The organism is Exiguobacterium sp. KKT215, from assembly GCF_055635335.1.
Map to the genome: position 1 here is coordinate 2,933,387 of NZ_CM145756.1, position 21,007 is coordinate 2,954,393.

22 protein-coding genes are annotated in these 21,007 nt (G+C 51.0%); 3 read left to right on the plus strand and 19 right to left on the minus strand.

Annotated elements, in window-relative coordinates; all coding sequences use genetic code 11:
• Window positions 1-8 precede the first annotated feature (8 nt).
• On the plus strand, window positions 9-251 hold the full coding sequence (locus ACZ2GZ_RS15320; protein WP_021067883.1) for a hypothetical protein: 243 nt from the start codon (window positions 9-11) through the stop codon (window positions 249-251).
• Between the two features lie 29 nt (window positions 252-280).
• On the opposite strand, the gene ACZ2GZ_RS15325 is transcribed toward ACZ2GZ_RS15320, so the two are convergent.
• A complete protein-coding gene (locus ACZ2GZ_RS15325) occupies window positions 281-754 on the minus strand; it encodes a peptide-methionine (S)-S-oxide reductase (protein ID WP_131472104.1) in 474 nt (157 codons plus the stop codon).
• Between the two features lie 84 nt (window positions 755-838).
• Between ACZ2GZ_RS15325 and ACZ2GZ_RS15330 the strand changes: the two genes are divergently transcribed.
• A complete protein-coding gene (locus ACZ2GZ_RS15330; protein WP_470295387.1) occupies window positions 839-1,102 on the plus strand; it encodes a hypothetical protein in 264 nt (87 codons plus the stop codon).
• A 53-nt stretch (window positions 1,103-1,155) separates the two neighbouring features.
• Entirely contained in the window at window positions 1,156-1,527 is a 372-nt protein-coding gene (locus ACZ2GZ_RS15335) for a VOC family protein (RefSeq protein WP_214801887.1), read from the plus strand.
• An 85-nt stretch (window positions 1,528-1,612) separates the two neighbouring features.
• Here ACZ2GZ_RS15335 and ltrA read toward each other — a convergent pair whose 3' ends face one another.
• From ltrA to dnaB, 18 genes are all read right to left on the minus strand, one after another.
• The gene (ltrA, locus tag ACZ2GZ_RS15340; protein WP_470295388.1) at window positions 1,613-2,875 is read right to left on the minus strand and encodes a group II intron reverse transcriptase/maturase; all 1,263 of its coding nucleotides are present in this window, start codon (window positions 2,873-2,875) and stop codon (window positions 1,613-1,615) included.
• Between the two features lie 591 nt (window positions 2,876-3,466).
• Window positions 3,467-4,357, minus strand: coding sequence for a hypothetical protein (locus ACZ2GZ_RS15345; RefSeq protein WP_251131508.1), 891 nt, complete (start codon window positions 4,355-4,357; stop codon window positions 3,467-3,469).
• Between the two features lie 30 nt (window positions 4,358-4,387).
• The gene (locus ACZ2GZ_RS15350) at window positions 4,388-5,839 is read right to left on the minus strand and encodes an MBOAT family O-acyltransferase (RefSeq protein WP_470295389.1); all 1,452 of its coding nucleotides are present in this window, start codon (window positions 5,837-5,839) and stop codon (window positions 4,388-4,390) included.
• Between the two features lie 62 nt (window positions 5,840-5,901).
• Window positions 5,902-7,308 (minus strand): AMP-binding protein, encoded by a 1,407-nt coding sequence (locus tag ACZ2GZ_RS15355; RefSeq protein ID WP_470295390.1) that lies wholly within the window; start codon window positions 7,306-7,308, stop codon window positions 5,902-5,904.
• The gene (locus ACZ2GZ_RS15360) at window positions 7,308-7,550 is read right to left on the minus strand and encodes an acyl carrier protein (RefSeq protein WP_021067876.1); all 243 of its coding nucleotides are present in this window, start codon (window positions 7,548-7,550) and stop codon (window positions 7,308-7,310) included. The genes ACZ2GZ_RS15355 and ACZ2GZ_RS15360 overlap by 1 nt, the downstream gene beginning before the upstream one ends.
• Window positions 7,551-7,785: 235 nt before the next feature.
• A complete protein-coding gene (locus ACZ2GZ_RS15365; protein ID WP_214715388.1) occupies window positions 7,786-8,727 on the minus strand; it encodes a hypothetical protein in 942 nt (313 codons plus the stop codon).
• Window positions 8,728-8,951: 224 nt separating this feature from the next.
• Window positions 8,952-9,431: a 23S rRNA (pseudouridine(1915)-N(3))-methyltransferase RlmH gene (rlmH, locus tag ACZ2GZ_RS15370; protein WP_058765186.1), complete on the minus strand. Its 480-nt coding sequence runs from the start codon at window positions 9,429-9,431 to the stop codon at window positions 8,952-8,954.
• Between the two features lie 83 nt (window positions 9,432-9,514).
• Window positions 9,515-9,676, minus strand: coding sequence for a CxxH/CxxC protein (locus tag ACZ2GZ_RS15375; RefSeq protein WP_470295391.1), 162 nt, complete (start codon window positions 9,674-9,676; stop codon window positions 9,515-9,517).
• Between the two features lie 37 nt (window positions 9,677-9,713).
• Complete coding sequence (locus ACZ2GZ_RS15380; RefSeq protein ID WP_214716351.1) at window positions 9,714-10,982, minus strand: S1C family serine protease; 1,269 nt, start codon at window positions 10,980-10,982, stop codon at window positions 9,714-9,716.
• A gap of 51 nt (window positions 10,983-11,033) precedes the next feature.
• Window positions 11,034-11,825, minus strand: a complete 792-nt coding sequence (locus ACZ2GZ_RS15385) for an MBL fold metallo-hydrolase (RefSeq protein WP_021067871.1) — start codon at window positions 11,823-11,825, stop codon at window positions 11,034-11,036.
• A 13-nt stretch (window positions 11,826-11,838) separates the two neighbouring features.
• Window positions 11,839-12,663 (minus strand): two-component system regulatory protein YycI, encoded by an 825-nt coding sequence (locus ACZ2GZ_RS15390; protein WP_214716349.1) that lies wholly within the window; start codon window positions 12,661-12,663, stop codon window positions 11,839-11,841.
• A complete protein-coding gene (gene yycH, locus ACZ2GZ_RS15395; RefSeq protein WP_214716347.1) occupies window positions 12,650-14,035 on the minus strand; it encodes a two-component system activity regulator YycH in 1,386 nt (461 codons plus the stop codon). Before yycH ends, ACZ2GZ_RS15390 begins: the two co-directional genes overlap by 14 nt.
• Window positions 14,035-15,876, minus strand: coding sequence for a cell wall metabolism sensor histidine kinase WalK (gene walK / locus ACZ2GZ_RS15400; RefSeq protein WP_021067868.1), 1,842 nt, complete (start codon window positions 15,874-15,876; stop codon window positions 14,035-14,037). Before walK ends, yycH begins: the two co-directional genes overlap by 1 nt.
• Window positions 15,877-15,879: 3 nt before the next feature.
• Complete coding sequence (yycF, locus tag ACZ2GZ_RS15405) at window positions 15,880-16,590, minus strand: response regulator YycF (RefSeq protein ID WP_021067867.1); 711 nt, start codon at window positions 16,588-16,590, stop codon at window positions 15,880-15,882.
• Window positions 16,591-16,747: 157 nt separating this feature from the next.
• A complete protein-coding gene (locus tag ACZ2GZ_RS15410; protein WP_214716343.1) occupies window positions 16,748-17,560 on the minus strand; it encodes a PP2C family serine/threonine-protein phosphatase in 813 nt (270 codons plus the stop codon).
• Window positions 17,557-18,006 carry an HIT family protein gene (locus ACZ2GZ_RS15415; protein ID WP_214716341.1) on the minus strand — a complete coding sequence of 150 codons (450 nt, stop codon included), beginning with the start codon at window positions 18,004-18,006 and terminating at the stop codon, window positions 17,557-17,559. The genes ACZ2GZ_RS15410 and ACZ2GZ_RS15415 overlap by 4 nt, the downstream gene beginning before the upstream one ends.
• Window positions 18,007-18,112: 106 nt before the next feature.
• Window positions 18,113-19,402, minus strand: coding sequence for an adenylosuccinate synthase (locus ACZ2GZ_RS15420; RefSeq protein ID WP_214716339.1), 1,290 nt, complete (start codon window positions 19,400-19,402; stop codon window positions 18,113-18,115).
• 236 nt (window positions 19,403-19,638) lie between these two features.
• Window positions 19,639-20,991 carry a replicative DNA helicase gene (dnaB, locus tag ACZ2GZ_RS15425; RefSeq protein ID WP_021067865.1) on the minus strand — a complete coding sequence of 451 codons (1,353 nt, stop codon included), beginning with the start codon at window positions 20,989-20,991 and terminating at the stop codon, window positions 19,639-19,641.
• Window positions 20,992-21,007 lie beyond the last annotated feature (16 nt).

Here is a 21,007-nt window from a genome sequence, read left to right on the forward strand (position 1 = left end):
AGTCTACGATGAACCAGCAATCTTCAGTATTTAAAGCTACTCACGGCGTCATGACCGAGGAAGTCGGCGTCATCAGTGGAGATCTTGAATTACGGACGACATGCCAGGAAGACGGCACGCTCGAGCTCGCCATCACGTACGTCGGTGCGGCCGAGTGGTACACATTGCCCGGGAAAGACTACAAACTGCATGACGTGCGCGACCACGAGGTCGTGCATCGCTTGCTCGTGAACGTCCTCGAGCGGGCATAACAAATGAGCCGACACGGCATCGTGTCGGCTCATTGTTTGTACTTCTCTAATAACGTCTTCGGGATATGGCAGTAATCGTCCGGACATCGCTCAAGCCGGTCTTGATGCTCGTCCGCGCTTCGGACGTAGTTCGTGAGCGGCAATACCTCGACCGCGATTCGGTCCGCATCGCTTCGGTTGTCGATCAATGTGCGTGCGACTTCCAAATGGCGTGGGTCTGCACTATAGACGCCGGTCCGATACTTTTCGCCGACATCTTCGCCTTGGCGATTGACGCTATACGGGTCGATGATTTCAAATAAGTAATTCATCAACTCCTTCATCGTGACGACGCTCGGATCGAACGTCGTTTTGACGCATTCGGCGTAGCCGTCATATGCTCCGTCAAGCGTATCCGTCGCCCCGTTCGCCCGTCCGGCCTCTGTTTCGATGACACCGGGTAACGTCTTGATGAACGCTTGGACGCCCCAGAGGCAGCCACCTGCTAAATAAACGGTTTCGATCAGTCTCACTCCTTGTCTGTCAGGTTTAGGTAATTCTAGTTATACTATCGTTATACATGATTATATCCAAAAAGGAGCACCATTTTGAAAACAATCAGACTCGCTCTTCTTCTATCCGCAGCACTCCATGTGATTTATGTTGTCGCCACGTTCGGAATCGGCTTCATCCGCACGCTCAATTATGAACCCGACATCATCGCCGAGACGGATAACGTCACCATGCTTCAAAACGAGGTGACCCTCGGGACGACTGGGTCGCCATTGATCTACGTCTTCACATGGATTGGTCTTGCCGTCCTTCTGGCGCTTGGGATGTTCACCGCTCAACGGATTCGCCAAACGCGTTAACCAAGAATACATGCGTTACACGGTTACAGATGCCACTTTAGGAGGGATATCGTTTGAATCTTATTCAGCAAATCAGACAAATCTACGTACCGGTGCACGACTTGGATCGCGCGGTACGTTTCTACCGGGACACGCTTCAACTTCCGCTCTTATTCCAAACAGGCAGCCTCGCCTTTCTAGAATGCAACGGCGTTCGGCTCATGTTGTCGCGTCCCGAGAATGAAGATTTTGCAAAAGCGAGCTCCGTGCTATATCTCCAAGTGAACAACATCACTGAGGCGTATGAACAGCTTTTGGCGAAAGATGTTCAGTTTATCGACCAGCCGCACCTCGTCGCGAAAATGGAGAACCTCGAGACATGGATGGCTTTTTTCAAAGACTCCGAGGGTAACACGCATGCGTTGATGAACGAGATTGTTTCGTAATAGGAGCAATAATCGAGTAGGAGGGAGTGATTAACTCCCGACCTCTCACACCACCGTACGTACCGTTCGGTATACGGCGGTTCAATTAAGATGTATGACGCAAAGTTTCATAACGTGATACCAGACTTTTGAGCCCTCGGGAACTCCAGTAGGAGTTCCCGAGGGCTTTGTGCAGTATCGGACTTTTTGAAATCCGCCAGTAACCCTTCCGTGAGTTGCCCCATTCATGGGCCTTCCCTTTCGGGATGCCCAGTCCGGTGAGCTTTCTCACTTTTGTGCTCGGCTTCTTCCAACTCTTCCACACGCACATGCGTAGCCTTCTTCGAATCCACGACTCGAGGGTCTTGAACACACTCGGTGTGTCTGCCAACGCAAAGTATCCGCACCATCCCATCAGGTATTGGTTCAGCTTTTGGATACGGACCTCCATCGAGTATGGTCTCTTTCGCGATGTGATGTCGCGGATTTTATCTTTCATCCGGTTCACACTGGCTTTGGCAATCCGTATTTTCGGTTCTCTGTGCTTCGTGAAGCTGAACCCAAGGAACTTTCGTCTCCATGGGCGGTCTACGGCGGACTTGTTGCCGTTCACTTTCAGCTTCAGCTTCCCTTCGATATAGGAGGTCACCGACCTCATGACCCGATTTCCCGCTTTTGGTGTTTTCACATAGATGTTGCAGTCATCGGCGTAGCGGACGAACTGATGTCCACGCTTCTCGAGTTCCTTGTCCAGTTCGTCTAGGACGATGTTCGAGAGCAGTGGGCTGAGTGGGCCTCCTTGCGGAGTGCCTTCCTCGTTGTCCGTCACGACTCCGTTTATCATGATTCCGGTTTTCAGATACTTGTGGATGAGCTTGAGCAGACACTTGTCCTCGATTCGCTTCGCCAGAAGCCCCATGAGCTTGTCATGGTTCACCCGGTCGAAGAATTTCTCCGGGTCGATATCGACCACCCAGCGATTTCCCTCTGCGATGTACCCTTTTGCTTTCTTGACCGCCCCGTGGGCACTCCGATTCGGTCGGAATCCATAGCTGTGGTCAGAGAACGTGGGGTCGTAGATAGACGACAACACCTGGGCGATCGCCTGTTGAATGAAGCGATCCATCACGGTAGGGATGCCGAGCAGTCGCACACCGCCGTCAGGTTTCGGGATTTCGACCCTGCGGACCGGTTGCGGCTGGTAGGTTCCCGACAGAAGCTCCACCTTCATGGTGTCCCAGTGTTCGATGACATGCGCTCGCAGGTTTTGTACGGGCATTCCGTCGACACCGTGGCTTCCTTTGTTCCGAACCACTCGGTTCAGGGCACGTATTAAATTTTCCCGTGACAGAATCTGTTCCATTAACATTCGTTATGCCTCTTTCCGTGAACAACGCTTCTTCTTTATCCAGTCCCTGCTCCACCCTCTTGATGTCCCCAGTGGAATTCACCACGTCCTCCATTCAAGCAAGCCCTGACGGGTTGTCTGTGTTCATCACAGCGACTGCCTGCCAAGATGTTGTTCTCTCTTAATTGTTCGGCCCTTCCCACTCGTCTCGAGACAAGGTGGTACTATGGCCTCTGCTGACTTCTGATTGTTCAGCCGCCCATCACTGTGCGGGTTACCAAGGGTACTTGGCGTTCCAATCAGAGCTCCCCGGGTAAGGACGCAATCTTTCCCTCCATCTATCTGCTCCATTTACTGCATGCGACCTTCGGCAGAAAGGGCTTTGCCTTGTTCAGCAGGCTCACCCAGTCGCACATAGCCTCGTATGAAGTTCGTGTACCTCAGACCGGAGGTTTGCCGCCCGCTTCCTTCAGATTCCACGTCGCCGTGGACACCCTTGCGCTTGGCTAACTATTACTTCTGCCTTCACAGTTCGGGACTTGCACCCTATAGATTACGCCCATGCCGGGCACACTGAAAAAGGAAATCTACGCTGCTGTAGATTTCCTTTTCTTATAGATAGCCGAGCCGTTTCAAATCCTCATAGACGAGAGAAGATAGGAGCGTTCTCCCCTTCCCATTCAAATGGTCTGGATTATGAAAGTACTCACGCTGATGGATGAACCGTTCGTCATCCATATAGTTTAAGAACGGGACGTCCAACTCGAGCGAGGCCAGATGTTGATAAACGAGTCGGTCCATGACCGCTTGATCAAAATAGGCGTTGTAGGATGCGTGGACCGGCTCCATCGCCAACACGACACGATAGTCTTTCGCCTGACAATACGCGATGATTTCTTTCAATCTTTCCATATTCTGCTCGATGTCACGATTCTCCACAGCCTGTTTATACTGCGCTTCGACCATCTCGTATTTTCGTTCCGAATAATTCTGGCCATTGTTCACCCACGGCTTATGAGACTCCCATCTGAAATCGCGAATCTCTCGTGACAGCGCCGTATACACGCTCCCACTGTTCAATGCAGGAATTGACGTGTACGTATAATAATCAAACGTACTGACCGGTTCGATATCTTCCCGTTCCAACACCTGATAATAGTTTTCTTTCCGGGCAATCTCCGCATTGCTGAACGTGATTTGCGAGAGCGAGACGATGACGACCCCACCCGGACGCAGATGTTCGTCGTACTGTTTCAACATCTTCAAGTCGTATTCAATCGTTTGGCTCGGCAACGCTAAATCGAGATGCGACAGACCGAGCGGTTTGAACGCATAGCCGAACATCGCGTGAGACGTACCTAGGTTGATGATATCCAACGGGGACGGGTTGTCTTGGAACGCCAACACGCCGCGGTTGTTATTGTACGCCCACGACTGTTTGACAAAGTCGTTGAGCGGAATCAACAAGAGCGCAACGATGATCAACACCACTGAAATTTTCATCCATACACTTCTCATAGCCATTCCTTTCACTTAGAACCCACCATAAATGAACCCTTCACTCGACACGCCGAACACCAAGACCGACACAATCACGAACAGTTGAATCGCCATGTTCGTGAAGGCTGAACGTTCGGACAGCCAGTCCCAAGCCGAACCTTTCGTCCGTTCGATATACTGAAACACCTGAACGGTCGTAAAGAAGAAGAGGAACACGAGTAAATCGAGTAACGAGAATAATTCAAGTGCCTGCAGCATGTCGACCGGTGCCCATGACGAAGGTGTCACATACAACCGGGCATGGTGAAACGCTTGGGCGACCGAGTCAGATACGAAAAAGACGCGCGAGAAACAGACCAACTGGAACGTGACCGCAATCTTCAGCCATTTATGAAGCTCGGGCGTCCGGTCCAATCGAAAGAAGGACGCCATCTGTTCCCGCTGATGTTTCGTCGCGTCCCCGAACACGCGGTACAGGCCATGAATCAGACCCCATAAGACGAAACTCCAGGCGGCCCCGTGCCAGATGCCACTCACCAAAAATGTGATGATGATGGCGACATAGATTTGATGTCGTTTCTTTTTCCCTTTGCATAGCGGGATAAAGATATAATCTCGGAGCCACATGGAGAGCGAGATGTGCCATCGGTTCCAAAAGTCGGCGATTGATACCGCGAAATGAGGCTGTCGGAAATTCTCCGTCAACTTGATGCCAAATAGTCTCGCTGTCCCGATGGCGATATCACTGCAGGCTGAAAAGTCGGCATATAATTGAAGCGAGAACAGCATCGTCCCGAGCACGATTTCGGAGCCGGTCGGGTCTGGCTGACTGAACACGCTCGCGACCATCGGCGCCAACCGGTCGGCGATGAGCGTCTTCTTGAAGAAGCCCCAGGCAATCCGCTTCATTCCATAGCTGACATGTTCATAGTCGAACCGTTGCTCCGCTTTGAATTGAGGGAGCAATTTCTTGGCCCGCTCGATCGGCCCCGCCACGAGCTGCGGGAAGAAGGCGAAGTAAATCGAGAAATAGCCATAATGCCGCTCGGCCTTCAGCTTCCCGCGATACAAATCAACGAGATAGCTGATGGCCTGGAACGTATAAAACGAAATCGCCAGCGGCAAGACGACATCTCGATACGGGATGTCATAGTTCCACCCCATCGATGTCGCCATCGTGCGCAACGAGTCGTTCACGAAGTTAAAGTATTTGAACCAGCCGAGGAACAATACCAGGGTAGAGACGCCGATCATCATGAGGCGTTTCTTCTGTCGCTTCTCGTCTTGTCGTTCAATCAGGAGTCCCATGACGAACGTAAAGGCTGTGCTCACGAGCAACAACGGGATGAACTGGACGCTGAGTGTCGCATAAAACAAGTAGCTGGCCGCCAGTAACAGTACCCATCGGAAGCGATGCGGCACCACATAATATACCGCCACTAAAATGGCGAGAAACAGTAAAAACTCGATTGAAATAAACGTCATATCTTCACCTGATTATTCTAAACTTATACAGCTTTCAACAAAGGCTTCACTCACTTGCTTGTTCAGGTGGTGACGAGCTCTCGTTTCGGTAATGCGGCATACAGAATCTTTCCGGATTCGTTCCGGGGAATGGCATCGATTTGTAGAATCGTGACCCCTCTTGTATGCATCATGTCCTTGATGACTTGTTTGATGGCGGGACGGTCATCGTGCAACGTGTACACGTACAGCTCATCATCCGTCCCTGTACAGACACACTCATGTCCGTGTGCTCGTAACAGGTCCTCCACTTCATCGAGGCTAATCCGGTTCCCATGCATCTTAATCATCCGCTTGATGCGGCCGACGATAAAGAAATAGCCGTCTTCATCCATATACGCCAAATCACCCGTCTGCAGGACGCCCTCGTTCTCATCTCCGCTCGCGAGATCGGATAACGCCTCGGCATACCCGAGCGACACGTTTACTCCCTGATACATCAACTCTCCGACGATGTTCGGGGAAGAAATACGTTCACCTGCTTCATTTCGAAGTGTCAATTCACCGCCTGGGATGGTGATACCGATGCTACCCGCCTTCTCCCGATTCTGGTCAGGAGGCAAATACGACATGCGTGCCGTCGCTTCCGTTTGACCATACATCATGAAAAACTGAATGCCTTTTCGTTCGCAGATGTCGGTAAACGCACTCGCTAAATCCGGACTCAATCTTCCTCCGGCTTGCGTCAGTTTCGTCAAACTCGGCAGCTCCATTGTCTCGAACTTGAGCCGGTGTAGCATCTCGTAGACGAACGGCACACCGCCGAACGTCGTCACATGCTGATTGCGGCATAACTGCCAAAATTCTCTCTGCATGACGGACGCTTCCGTCACCACGATGGTCGCCCCGGACACGAGGTGGCTGTTGATAATCGACAGACCATACGAGTAGTTCATCGGCAACGTCGTGATTGGACGGTCGTCTTCAGTGATAGTTAAGTACGACACGATCGATGCTGCGTTGTGGAACAGGTTGTCGTAGCTGAGCCGTACCAGCTTCGGACTGCCCGTACTGCCGGACGTCGTCAACAGGAGCGCGAGCTCGTCATGAAGTTCATGCTCAATCACATGAGGACATTCAAATAGCGCATAGTCTCCATACTCGTAAGTCGTGTACATCTCCTGCGTTAATTGATTATGCTCCCGATTCGCCCAAATGTGCGTCGGTCGGTAGCGGTCAATTAAGTTCTGCAGCTGTTCCGAATGAATCGCTGCATCCAACAGGAGCGGCACGATGCGCCCGCGCAGGAACCCGACGTAGCCGAAGATTGACTCTTTATTGTTGGCACACAAACAAAAGACGAGCGTTCGATCGCCGACCTCAGCCGCAATTGAATCGGCCGTCTCGATCATCTCTTCGTAGGAATACGCACGATCCGCATAAATGGCGGTGCGTTCTCCATACTGACCAATCGTATCGAAGCGTTTCATTAACCGAAGTCCACACCCAAGCGTTTCAATAAGTCGATGCCAGACTGATACGTGTTGAAATCGGTGATCACATCGGAATCGAGATCGACGTCAAAAGCGTCCTCGAGCTCCGCAATCAATGTCATGTGGCCAATCGAATCCCACTCTTTCGTGACACCGAGCTTCATTTCCTCGAATGACGCGTCTGGCTCGACATCGAGTCCGTTGATAAAGGCTGTTTTATATAATTCGATATTGTTCATTGGATTAAATTCTCCCATTTCTTATTGATAATGATAATCATTTGCCATGTGATTTTATCACATCGGTTTTTTGACGGCAATACGACATCAAAGAATGGGGCTACTCATTGAGAAAAACCGGCTATCGAAATTCGATGGCCGGTCCTTTTTTATAAGAATCTCTAGATTAGAATGGAGTGTAATTACGCCTGCAGTCACGTTCAATTTTATCCCCTGTTAGCAACTTCAATCATTTTTAATCTGCTTGAATCACTTCAGCCAACCTTACTACTTGAAGCTCCGTTTTCACTTCATTGATGGATGAAATCGTTTCTTTTGATCGCTCGGCCATTTCCTCAGGCAGATCTTTCAGACGCTCCTTCGAATCCGCAAGTTCTTTTTCAATTCGATCAAATTCATCTTGATCAATTTTATTTTCGTTTTTTTCTTCTTTCCAGAATTGAAGTGTCTCGAAGGCTTTCCCGCTCGCATTTTTGACCTTTTGGTAAATAGAGATGGTATTGTTCGTCGCCATTACTACACCAGCAGATGATTCTAGTACTTCCCTAGCTTCAATCGTTGCCGTTCGAACATCCTCAATTTGATATACAAGTTCCGTATCCAATTCGTGCTCCATTTCTAATAGTAATGCCGGATCATTCTTAGTTTGATATTTCTCATACAATTCACTGATCTGTTTGCGCGTCTCACCCATCTCTTGTTTGACACTCGACAAGTGCTCTAACCGGAATAGAAAGGCGTCTACTTCATTCAACGTGCTGTTGGCAGAACTTAAAGAGGAACTCATTTTACCTAACATCGGGTTACTGACTACAATGTTGACTCCCGAAATAACAAGTGTCGCCCCATTGATATAGTCCAGTCCTTTACGAACAGGGACCATATTTTGATTTAATAAATCGACTTGTTGAACGAGCTGGGCTAAATCCTGATCGTATTCATCTAAATCTTCGATAATTTGTGGTATCTCTTTTTCAATGATAGTGACAGACTCTTCTTGCATATCGTCGACACGAGATTGCATCTCCGCTTGAGCAAACGATTCTTTCGTGTTGAAGTGGCTGACAAAGTACCCGACTGTACCAGATACAACTACAGACGAAACGATTGTGATTGGGATTAAATATCTTTGAAAAAATGATGTTCGTCGTGTCGTTCGCTCTCGTTTTGATTCCATTATGGAAGGCTCCTCTACGTTTAAAAATGATTTATTATAAAAAATACCATTTATTGATGATTTTTATCTATATTGTAAATTCGAAACTAATTATCTACAATCCTTTTTAAATTGGATACAAGAAATAAGTCTGTATTAGAATCTTAATCTCTATTTAAAAGTGTCTTAAGAACAAAATAAAAGGTTGATAAGCATTAGCTCATCAACCTTTTATTAGACTTCATTTATTTATGGTAAGGCTCATTCCTGTTGATCCGATACGCCCGATAAATCTGCTCGCACAAGACGAGCTTCATCAATTGATGCGGGAACGTCATCTTCGAGAAGGAAATCGTATCATCTGAGCGTTTCATGACATCGTCCGACAAACCGAGCGAGCCGCCGATGACGAAGGCGATTTTGCTCTTCCCGTACGTCGCCAAGTTGTCGAGCTCGCGGGCGAACTCTTCGCTCGTTCGTTGTTTGGCATCGATGGCCAAGGCAATCACATGCGTGTCCGGACTGATTTTCGCCAAAATCCGCTCGCCTTCTTTTTGTTTTACTAGAATCATGTCCGCCTCACTCAAATGCTCGGGCGCTTTCTCGTCTGCGACCTCGATTTCCTGCACTTTCGCGTAGGCCGACAAGCGTTTTGTGTACTCGGCAATCCCTAGTTTCAAATACTTCTCTTTTAGTTTGCCGACCGTGATAATTGAAATATTCATCCAATTCTTCCTTTTTCCACAGTTTTTTTGGAGTTATCCATAGGGTTATCCACAGAGTTATCCACAAATCCACATGTTGATAATCATTTTTTGCTTGACACAACATATGTTGCGTCGGCATCGCAGAACTCACATGTCACTTGTCCACTTATGGATAGTTCTTCGAGCAACGGGTATTCCCCCGTCTCATCGACAATAATATCTAAAGCGATTTCAACATGTTCCTTGCATACTTTTTTTTCCACAATGTTTCCTCCTTAAAAAAGAAGCGTCGCCGCTCCTTTAGGTTGCTTCAGTTAATGTGGCCTCGGTCTTGCCTGCCTTGCCGCGTCGCGTATATTCAATCGTGACCTTATCCCCAACCGTGGCGTCTCGGTACAGGGCGTCTCGCAAATCGACGTAACGTTTGATGTCGCGGTCGCCGATTTTGACGATGACGTCACCGACGCGGAGGCCCGCCTCTTCGGCTGGACTGCCGGGCGTGATTGCCTCGACGAACACCCCGTCTTCGTTATCAAAACTAATCCCATGCTCTTCCCTGACGTTACCCGGTACGGCGATGACTTCTTGAATCGTGACACCGAGCTGGGCCCGCGTCACTTCCCCATCACGCTCGAGCATATCGATGACCGGCAACGCGACGTTGACGGGAATCGAGAAGCCGACCCCTTCGACGCTCGCCTCGGCGATTTTCATCGAGTTGATGCCGACGAGCTCGCCGCGGATGTTGATGAGTGCCCCGCCGGAGTTACCCGGGTTGATGGCTGCATCGGTCTGGATGACCTCGGCGTTATAATCCATGAGGCCGTCACTGTTCGTATCGACCGGCACGGTGCGTTCGACACCACTGACGATACCACGGGTGACCGAGTTTGAAAAGACGCCGAGCGGATTCCCAATCGCCATGACGGTCTCGCCTGCCTGGAGCACGGTCGAGTCCCCGAGGGCAATCGGGGCGACGTCGATATTGGCCGGCAGTTTGACCGATGCGACAGCCAAATCGTTGAGCGGGTCTTCTCCGAGAATCGTCGCCGAAGCGACTTGTCCATCAGAAAACGCGACGTTGATCTCATCCGCTTCTTCGATGACATGGAAGTTTGTGACGATATACGCCGTGTCGCCGTCGACCTTATAGATGACACCAGAGCCCGCTCCGGCCTCCCACTGCGAGTCCGAGGTGAACGCCCGCTGGATGTTCGTAATGCTGACGACGGACGTCTTCGCGCCCGTCACAGCGCTCGTGATGTCAGATTCCGTTACAGTGACGGCTTGTTCCGTCCGAATCAGTTCATTCGTCACAAAACGAGAGGTTGGGGAATCCCAGAGCATCATCGCCAAAAAGAACAAAGCCGCTCCTAAGAATCCGCCAACCCCTCCGAGTAACAACGGTTTTAAATTCACTCGTGGCTTATGGCGCACATGTTCTTCTTGCTTCGGGCGCCACTCGCTACGAGATGGGTACGTCGGTTTTACATCGTTCATTGTATCTGCTTCGTGCTCTAAAGGTTCGACGTCTTGAGGTTCATACTCATGGTGTCTCTCTTCATTCACGACGCGTCCCCCCTTCAAGACAGTGTGTTATCTGTCTTTTCCCAAGTTCGCTTATAAAGAAACGAGCGAAGTGGGGGTCGATGGGTCGGTATCGCACAATTTGATGCGACCGAGGTCGACATCACGTGTCCCGAGTGTTTGCGAGACGCTCATTTGAGCGAGCTCTTTCATGTTGTTATCTTTACTGAGGTGAGCCAAATAAATCCGTTTCGTCTGATCCCCAATGACCTCGCTCATCGCGATGGCCGCGTCTTCGTTCGAGACGTGACCGTAGTCCCCGAGTATCCGGCGCTTGACGCTCCACGGGTAACGTCCCATCTGGAGCATCGAGACGTCGTGGTTCGATTCGAAAATAAAGTCATCGGCCCCGCGGATAACACCTTTCATCCGATCGGACACATAACCCGTGTCGGTGATATGGGCGAGGCGTCTGCCGTCATGGGCGAACTGGTAGAACATCGGGTCGGCCGCGTCATGGCTGACGTTGAACGACTCGATCTCGATATCCCCGAACTGTTTAATCTCGCCTACCTCAAAGTGAAACTTCAAGGCCGGGTCGACCTTCCCAATCAAGGATTCCATCGCGTCCCACGTCTTCGCGTTCGCGTAAATCGGTAAATTGTACTTTCGAGCGAGAATCCCGACACCTTTAATATGGTCGGAGTGCTCATGCGTGACGAGCAGTGCATCGATACCGTCAAACGATCGGCCGATTTCGGTGATGCGTTGTTGCATCGCCTTCCCGGTCAATCCGGCGTCGACGAGCAATTTCGCCCGTTCCGTCTCAATGTAGAGGGCGTTTCCGGTCGAACCGCTCGCAAGCACACTATAGCGTAAAGTCACTCGATCACTCCTTTCATTCTTCTGAATCAAATTCGACCCGTTCGACGGTCCCGTCGATCGCATTGACGAAGTAGGCGTCCTCGTCAATCGTGATCGCCCAGAGCGGCGGCATGATAATCAGGCTGCCGGAACTGTCGAGCGGCAGGCTATAGAAGCCTGTATTGATGGCTCGCATCTCTTGATTCGGCTGGAAGTATTTCCGGGCCGCGAGTTGCGAGATCGCCTCGCTCGCCGTCAAAACGAGATCGTCTTGCGACTTCGAGGACAAGTTCGTCAAATGACGTTGTTTATAGTCGGTCACTTCGAACGCTTCGTTCAGTTGAAGCAATAAAAGCGACGGACCGATGTACTGTTCCGTCTCCCCGTTGATTTCGGGGTTCGAGAAAATTTTATTGTTTTCATACGTCTGCACGAAAGCGACTTGACGCGTCTCGGCGTCATATCGCCAGTACGCATATTCGGAACCGAACGGGACGTACTCTGAGACGAACGTCGCCGCGGTCGTCCGCAAATCGTTTTGATCGAGCGGGACAGGTTGCTTGAGCTCGACTTCGAGCTGCATGTTGTCGACTGTCGTCGCCAGTTGGGCTTCCCGATTCTGCGTGATCATCGAGGCCGACATCTGTTCCGACGATCCCGTCAAATAGCCGATATCCCGACCCATCCGTGGCAACTTCGACGCATCGACGTTGCGCTGGTCCAAGATTTGCGCGATGGATGTATTGTCGTTCGTCACGACCTCCGTCGCCCACGTTTCCGTCAAGAGCTGGAACAACAGGTAGATGTTCAGCGCGAGGAAGGCGAAGAGGAGAATCGTTTTCGCTTTACTCCAGTCCACGATACATCATCCTTTCTGTCCAGTCCTCCGGTTGATCGAATGGAATCCATCTTCCGGCTTCCCGAACGAACCAGTTCGGGGAGAACGTGACGTAACGGCTCGTGTCTTCATTGTATTCAATCTCATAGCCGAGACGAATCTCGGTCACGTTTTCAAATCGTCCTGCGTTGACGAGCGTATCAACCACATCTTGTCCATCCGCGAGCTGCGTCGTCCCGACCGAGATCAAACGATCGATTTCGAGATGGTGCCGGGTGATCGACCGGACTTGCGTCCCGTCGTTCTCGACACGCAGCGTCGACAAATCGACGGCGTCGTTGTTGATGAACGCCTCCCGTTGACTGAACACCGGGAAACCGTTCACGTGAAACCGGAACACGGTCGTCTCAAACCCTTGATTGGCCGGGGTAATCGCATCGAAGCGAAGCGACAACCCTTGGCTCTCCGACGTCTCATCGACCCAACCTCCGTGGAAGTTGACGAACTCGACGATCGTGTCGAGCCCGATGACCGACTCTTGTTCCGTGCTATTGCGCGACAAGTTACGGTAGCGGCTCGCGTTCAGGTTCGCATCGTACTCGGCGACGCTAATCCCGTTCGTGAGGGCGCCGACAGAGCTGGCCGGATCGACTTCCTGCACGTTCGGGTCACCCGGGAAGAACGTATCGCGCATCCAGTCGAGGCGCGCTGAGATTTGAATTTGAGATACGTCATAGGCGAACAGCTCATTCATCTCCGGTCCGACGACCGGGATATAGTTGACGCGTTCATCCGTGTACGTGACACGTCGCATCGCCCGGTCCGAATCTTTCAAGAACAGGCTGTTGACGTCCCCTTGGCCGACTTTCGACAAGCGGCCTTCCCAGAGTGACTGGTCGCTCATGATGGTACGGATGCGCCACGTGTCGTCCTTCATGAAGATGAGGGCGCGCTGCGGCACTTTCCCGGACAGGCTGTATGAGCCCGGGAGCATGTAGCTGAGCGTGTCCGCATAATACGCTTCCGGTAAAATCAGTTCGACGGCCTCGTCGACACCCGCATACAAACTCGGGACGTTCTTGACGGCGAGTGGTTTGAACTCGCTCGCTTCGAACGATTCCCGGATGACGCGCATGATCTGCTTCGGCGTGTTCTTCGTGGCAAAGACGGCGTTGTTCTCATGGACGACCGTTTGGGCCGGCACGATGACTTGACGCGCCTGGCGCTGCAACGACTCATCCACCGTCGCGACTTGCGTCTCCGATTGGACCGACTGATACTTCGGATGGTAATCCCAGAGGATGACCGTTTGGACGATGGACGTGACGATCAAGGTGAGCAAGACGAGCGATTTCACTAGTTCTGGCTTCGCCAAGAAGCGTGGTCGTTCCATCAGTCATTCACCTCCACGATCGTATCGAACGGGATGGTGAAGTAAATCGTCGTCCCACGTCCGAACTCACTCTCGGCCCAGATGTCGCCGCCATGGGCAGAAACGACTTCTTTGGCGATTGATAGACCGAGTCCGGTCCCGCCGATATTGCGGGCCCGGGCCTTGTCGACCCGATAGAACCGTTCAAAGATTTTTTTCAAGTTCGATTTCGGGATACCGACTCCTTCATCTTTAATGCCGATGACGAGCCGCTTGGCACGTAGCATCGTCCGGAACGTAATCGTCCCGCCTTCCGGCGAGAACTTGACGGCGTTCGTGATGATGTTATCGATGACCTGCGTCATCTTGTCTTGATCGGCATGGACGTACACGCGACGCTTCATGAGCTTACGGCGGAACTGAATCGTCTCGCCTTTCGTCATCTCATGTCGCTCGATGATATCGTTGAAGAACTGGATAAAATCGAATTTCACTTTTTGCATCGTATACTCTTTGCTGTCCATCTTCGACAGTTGCAACAAGTCATTGACGAGGCGGATCATCCGCTCCGTCTCGTTTTGTGTCGTCTCGAGGAAGCGCGGGGCGAGCTCGTCGTCCTTATATGCGCCTTCCGCGAGCACTTCGAGGTAACTCCGCATCGTCGTGAGCGGCGTCCGTAGCTCGTGGCTGACGTTCGCGACGAACTCACGGCGGTCTTGCTCGACTTGTTCTTGCTCGGTCACGTCGTGCAAGACGACGATCAGACCGGTGATCGGTCCGCTATGCTTTTGAATCGGCGAGAAGTAGGCGCGGACGAGGAACAGCTCTTCGTCCGTACTGAGGTCGATCAGTTTCGGCGGCATCGTCCCGTCTTCCGGGATGACGATCTCATCGTCAAACTCGAGCAGGTTCTGTAGGTTCGCACCCATCGCCTCTTCTTCGGCGAGCCCAATCATGTCACGGGCCTGGTCGTTCATCAAGATGACCCGGAGCGAGCGGTCCGTCGCGACGACCCCATCTGACATGTTCTCGAGGACGCTCGTCAAGCGGCGTCGCTCAGCCTCGGTCGTGGCATTCGCTTCCATCAGCTCATCGGTCAATTCGTTGAACGAATAGGCGAGTTGACCGACCTCGTCGTCGGAATAGACTTTAACTTTCCGCGAGAAGTTCCCTTTTCGCATCTCGACGGCTTGACGACGCATATCCGCAATCGGTCGCGTAATCGTCCGTGACAGCAAAATCCCAAGAATCGACGTGATGATGAGGGCGATGAGCGTCCCGGTCGCGAGGATGCGGGTCACTTGTTCCATCTGGTTGTAGATGGACTGCATCGACGCCTCGATATAAATCATACCGGTCGTCGTCCCATCGACTTCTGATTTGACCGGAACGGCGACGACGCGCATGCGTTCGTTCGAGTCTTCATAGACGAGCGTCTCTTGCGCCCCGCTCGTCGCGAATGATTTTTGAATGAACGAGTTCGCCGTCCGTTGTCCGACGAGACTCTGGTTGTTCGGGTTCGACGTCGCCCGGACGACACTGTTCGTGTCGATAATCTGGACTTCGCGAATGTCGTCAGCTAGCGTCGTGCTCTCCGTAAACTCAGACAGCAGTTGATCCAGTACCTGGTTCAACTGCTGGTCCGAGGTCGAGTCACCACCGTTCGATGCGATCCCTTCACTGACGTTATAGCTCAGAAGGTTGGCTCGATCGACGAGCGACTGCGAGAAGTTGTTGATGTATTGTCGTTCGAGGGAGCGTACGAAGTACACTCCGATGACTTGCATCGCAACAAGAATGAGCAGCGCATAGATGACGACGAGCTTCCACTGGATAGATTTAAAGAAGTTCGTCCGTTTCATCGTTTAGTCTTCTTCTCCTGCTTTTAAATAGTACCCGACACCACGGCGCGTGATGATATACGTCGGCGTCGATGGATTGTCTTCGACTTTCTCACGCAACCGGCGGACTGTCACGTCGACCGTACGGACATCGCCGAAGTAGTCATAGCCCCACACCGTCTGAAGCAAATGCTCCCGCGTCATGACTTGCCCGATGTTTTGGGCGAGGTAATGGATGAGCTCGAACTCACGGTGTGTCAATTCGATTTTCTCTTCCCGTTTCGTGACCATGTACGAATCCGGATGAATCGTCAAATCACCGATCACGATATCGTTGTCATTGGCACCTTTCGTTTCTGGGGCCGGAGCCGTTGCATGACGGCGCATGTTCGCCTTGACGCGGGCCAAAAGCTCGCGTGAGCTGAACGGCTTCGTGACGTAATCGTCGGCACCGAGCTCAAGTCCGAGCACTTTATCGATTTCAGAGTCTTTCGCCGTCAACATGATGATCGGCATGTCGTACTTCTTACGGACTTCCCGGCACACTTCCATGCCGTCTTTGAGCGGCAACATGATGTCGAGCAAAATCAAATCCGGTTTGACTTCTTCGACTTTCACGAGCGCCTCTTCCCCGTCATACGCGACGTGGACTTGGTATCCCTCTTTTTCAAGCTTAAACTTCAATATATCTGCGATTGGTTGTTCGTCATCTACCACTAAAATCGTACGATCCATTCAGTGAGTCCTCCTCTTATCGTTAAACGTACATGTCTACATTGTAACTCTTTTTCTATAGGTTAGAAAGCGTGGTCCATTTCCGTGGAAATAGGCGACGGCTCATTAAAAAAGTACATCAAATGATTTGATGTACTCCACTAAAACTCAGATGTCGTTACTTTTGATCACTCGGAATCATGACAGGTTGTTCATGTGAACATTCCCAAGTGATTAACGTCGTGCTGTCTCGCACGCCTTTATTTTGAATCGTTTCTAAGATGGAATAAAGAGATTCGGTGCTGTCACCTGAAAATGCACGATGTAACGTCGAAGAATCAACGAACGGATCACCTGGGCATTCTAGTACGCCGTCCGTCACTAACAAGATTCGACTTCTCCCAGATCGAATTTCCCGTATCCCGCTGCTATAGCATGGAACCTGCTGACTGAACGTATTTACTTTCCCAATCCATTCATAGAATTGCCTCTGATTCAACTGATATTGATTCAAGTGTACAAGCTCATCATGAAATAAAAAGCAGACACAGTCCCCAATGGAAAGCCACCATACGTATTTGCCTTTACGGACTACAAGTAAACAGGCAGTCTCCCCCATTAATGTTTCACACTTTATTAGAAATTCAGGTGATTGTAACAGTTGTAAAATGTAATCTTCAATCTTTGAAAAGTAGCTTTTTGTAATCGGTTGATTCAACAAACTGATCAGCGAATCTTCGTTGGCATTCAATAAATTAATTAATGCTTCGGCACTATCTGCTGATTGATGTGCATCCAATATCATTGCTAATTCCCAATCTTGCTCTTCGTTCGTCCAAACCAAGCAGCCATCTTCATTTTTGTATTGTCCTTCAATAGAGTTGCCACCAAATCGGCCCACATGTACGTGATTGATTGACATGACATCAATTTGATCCACGTAATGAGCTTGAGCACCTGTCCAATGAAATTGATTCGAAATCGATTTCATAGACGTACCAACTTTAAGCCTTGCCTCATTTGGTTACAAAATTCAATGAGTGGCTCTGATTGAAGCAGCGGGGCATCATCCCAACCATAGACATCCATCGGTCCCCAATATGCTTCTGGGGTCCCCGGATAACGAGCAACCACGTGCATATGTAAATGTGGGACAGAATTCCCGGACACAAGCGTATAGACGTGTTCTGCTCCTGCTACGTCTTTCAGGACTCGACTTAATTGCATTGTCATCACACCCCACGCTTGGGCTTCTTGAACAGTCATATCAGCTAAAGAAGAAACATGCCTTTTCAAATCAATCATGAGATGACCTTTATAATTCGGTTTTCCTTTCCGATCAATGTGGCCAACATATAGCAAGTCATCTTCATAGATAGCTTGACCATCAGTTTGAATGAGACCTCGATGTTTCTCGCATATGAAGCAGTTATGCACATGTCTCGCCTCCTTTTGTGTATTTCATTATGAGGGATATTATCCACATTTACCCAAATAAAAAGGAGAGGTTGTTCAACGTTTTGAACAACCTCTCCTTTAGTTTTTATACTGCGTAAATATCACGCAAGATGACCGTCTGCTCACGTGCCGGTCCGACCGAGAACGTCAACAATTCGATACCTGTCAACGCTTCGATGCGCTTGACGTAGTTCTGCGCGTTCACCGGCAAGTCTTCGAACTTGCGGATGCCTGTGATGTCTTCTGTCCAGCCTGGGAGCTCTTCGAACACCGGCTTGCACTGTTCGAGCACGCGGAAGTTCGGTGGGTACTCGTCGAGGAGCTTGCCTTCGAACTCATATGCCGTACAAATCTTGAGCGTCTCAAGACCTGTCAACACGTCAATCGAGTTGAGGCAAAGGTCTGTGATGCCGCTGACGCGGCGCGAGTGGCGGACGACAACCGAGTCGAACCAACCGACGCGACGCGGACGTCCTGTCGTCGTACCGTACTCTTTTCCGACTTCACGGATCGTGTGACCGATCTCATCGTCAAGTTGGGTCGGGAACGGGCCGTCTCCGACACGTGACGTGTACGCCTTACAGACGCCGACGACGTGATGGATCTTCGATGGACCGATACCGGCACCGCTCGATACGCCGCCTGAAGCCGCGTTCGATGATGTGACGAACGGGTACGTTCCGTGGTCGATGTCTAGCAACACACCTTGCGCGCCTTCGAAGAGCACTTTCTGTTCTTCGTCGAGCGCGTTGTTCAACACGACCGATGTATCACATACGTACTTGGCGAACTGTTGGCCGTACGCGTAGTATTCTTCGAAGATGTCATCGAATTCAATCGCATCGACTTCGTACATCTTCACGAACATGCGGTTTTTAATCGCGAGGACGGTCTTGAGCTTCTCGGCGAACACTTCTTTGTCGAGAAGGTCAGCGATGCGAATCCCGATACGCGCCGCTTTGTCCATGTAGCAAGGACCGATCCCTTTGAGCGTCGTCCCAACTTTGGCGTCGCCTTTCGCGTCCTCTTCGAGCTTGTCTTGCAACTGATGATACGGCAAAATGACGTGGGCCCGGTTCGAGATGCGGAGGTTATCCGTGCTCACACCGCGCTCGTGCAAATACGCGAGCTCCGTGACGAGTGATTTCGGATTGACGACCATCCCGTTCCCGATGACACATGTTTTGTCCGAGTAGAAGATCCCCGATGGAATCAAGTGAAGTTTATACTTCGTATCGTTGAAGACGATTGTATGACCAGCGTTGTCTCCCCCTTGATAACGCGCGACGACCTCGGCCTGCTTCGATAAGAAGTCCGTGATTTTCCCTTTACCTTCATCGCCCCACTGCGTTCCCACTACGACTACTGATGACATAATGAATCCTCCTTGTAGATAAACGTTCTATTCAAACCATCCGTAAGTGTACACTTGCTCTTGTTGAAAGTCAACCTAATACCGAACGATATTTTTAAGTTGTAACCTTTCGTTCGTTATTGACGTGTCATTTCTCGTTCAATGATGGAATTCATCAAAATCAAGATACGTTTAAGTCTAAAGACCGACCAAAAAGGCGACGTCATGAGACGTCGCCTTTGGCAGAATCATTCGTCCTACATCGGTGGCGCAAAGGCTTGCGTCTCCATGTTGACGAATTTATTGTATTCTTTTCGGAATGAGAGTTTGACCGTCCCCGTCGGACCGTTACGCTGCTTGGCGATGATGATCTCGATCGTGTTGGCGTCTTCACTCTCTTTGTCGTAATAGTCATCCCGGTACAAGAACGCGACGATATCGGCATCTTGCTCAATCGCCCCGGATTCCCGGATATCCGACATCATCGGCCGCTTGTCTTGACGGCTCTCAACACCACGTGAGAGCTGTGACAAGGCGATGACCGGCACTTGAAGCTCACGTGCGATCGCTTTGAGCGTACGCGAGATTTCCGAGACTTCTTGTTGCCGGTTCTCGCCTGGCTTACCGTTCCCGACGATGAGCTGCAAGTAGTCAATCATGATCATGCCGAGGCCGTGCTCTTGTTTCAAGCGGCGGCACTTGGCCCGAATCTCGTTGACGCGAAGACCCGGCGTATCATCGATATAGATACCGGCTTGTGACAGTGACGACATGGCGAGCGAGAGTCGCCCCCAGTCCTCGGCCTCGAGCCGTCCCGTCCGTAGACGCTGGGCATCGATATTGCCTTCCGCACAGAGCATCCGCATGACGAGCTGCTCGGCACCCATCTCCAAACTGAAGATGGCGACGTTCTCGCCGGTACGGACGGCCACGTTTTGCGAGATGTTCAAGGCGAAGGCCGTCTTCCCGACGGAAGGACGGGCCGCGACGATGATGAGGTCGTTGCGCTGGAAGCCGGCCGTCATCTTGTCGAGATCGCTGAACCCGGTCGCGATACCGGTGATTTCGCCGCTCGATTGGTGCAGTTTTTCAATCGTCGAGTAGGCGTCCGATAAGACCGATCCGATCGGATGGAAGCTTGACTGCCCTTTACGTTGCGAGACTTTTAAAATGTTCCGCTCGGCGTCTGACAGGACGGCATCGACCTCATCTTGGCGTTCATAGCCGTCCGAGACGATATTCGTCGCAGTCCGAATCAAGCGGCGAAGCGCCGCCTTTTGGTCGACGACGTTCAAATAATAACCGATGTTGCCGATGGCCGGAACTGCTTCGGCGATTTCCGCCAAATAGTTCAACCCACCGATTTCATCGAGAATGCCTTGGGCTTGAAGCTCCGAACTGAGCGTGACCAAATCGACGAGTTCGCCGCGGTCGTTAATCTTCAGCATCGCCTCAAAAATCCGTTGATGGCTGACACGATAAAAGTCGTCCGGGTCGACCCGTTCCGAGGCCGTAATCAGCCGATCAGAATCGAGGATGACGGCCCCAAGGACAGCTTGTTCCGCTTCGACGCTATGTGGCGGGGTGTTGACTTGAATCGCATCACTCATACGTTGTCTACCTCAC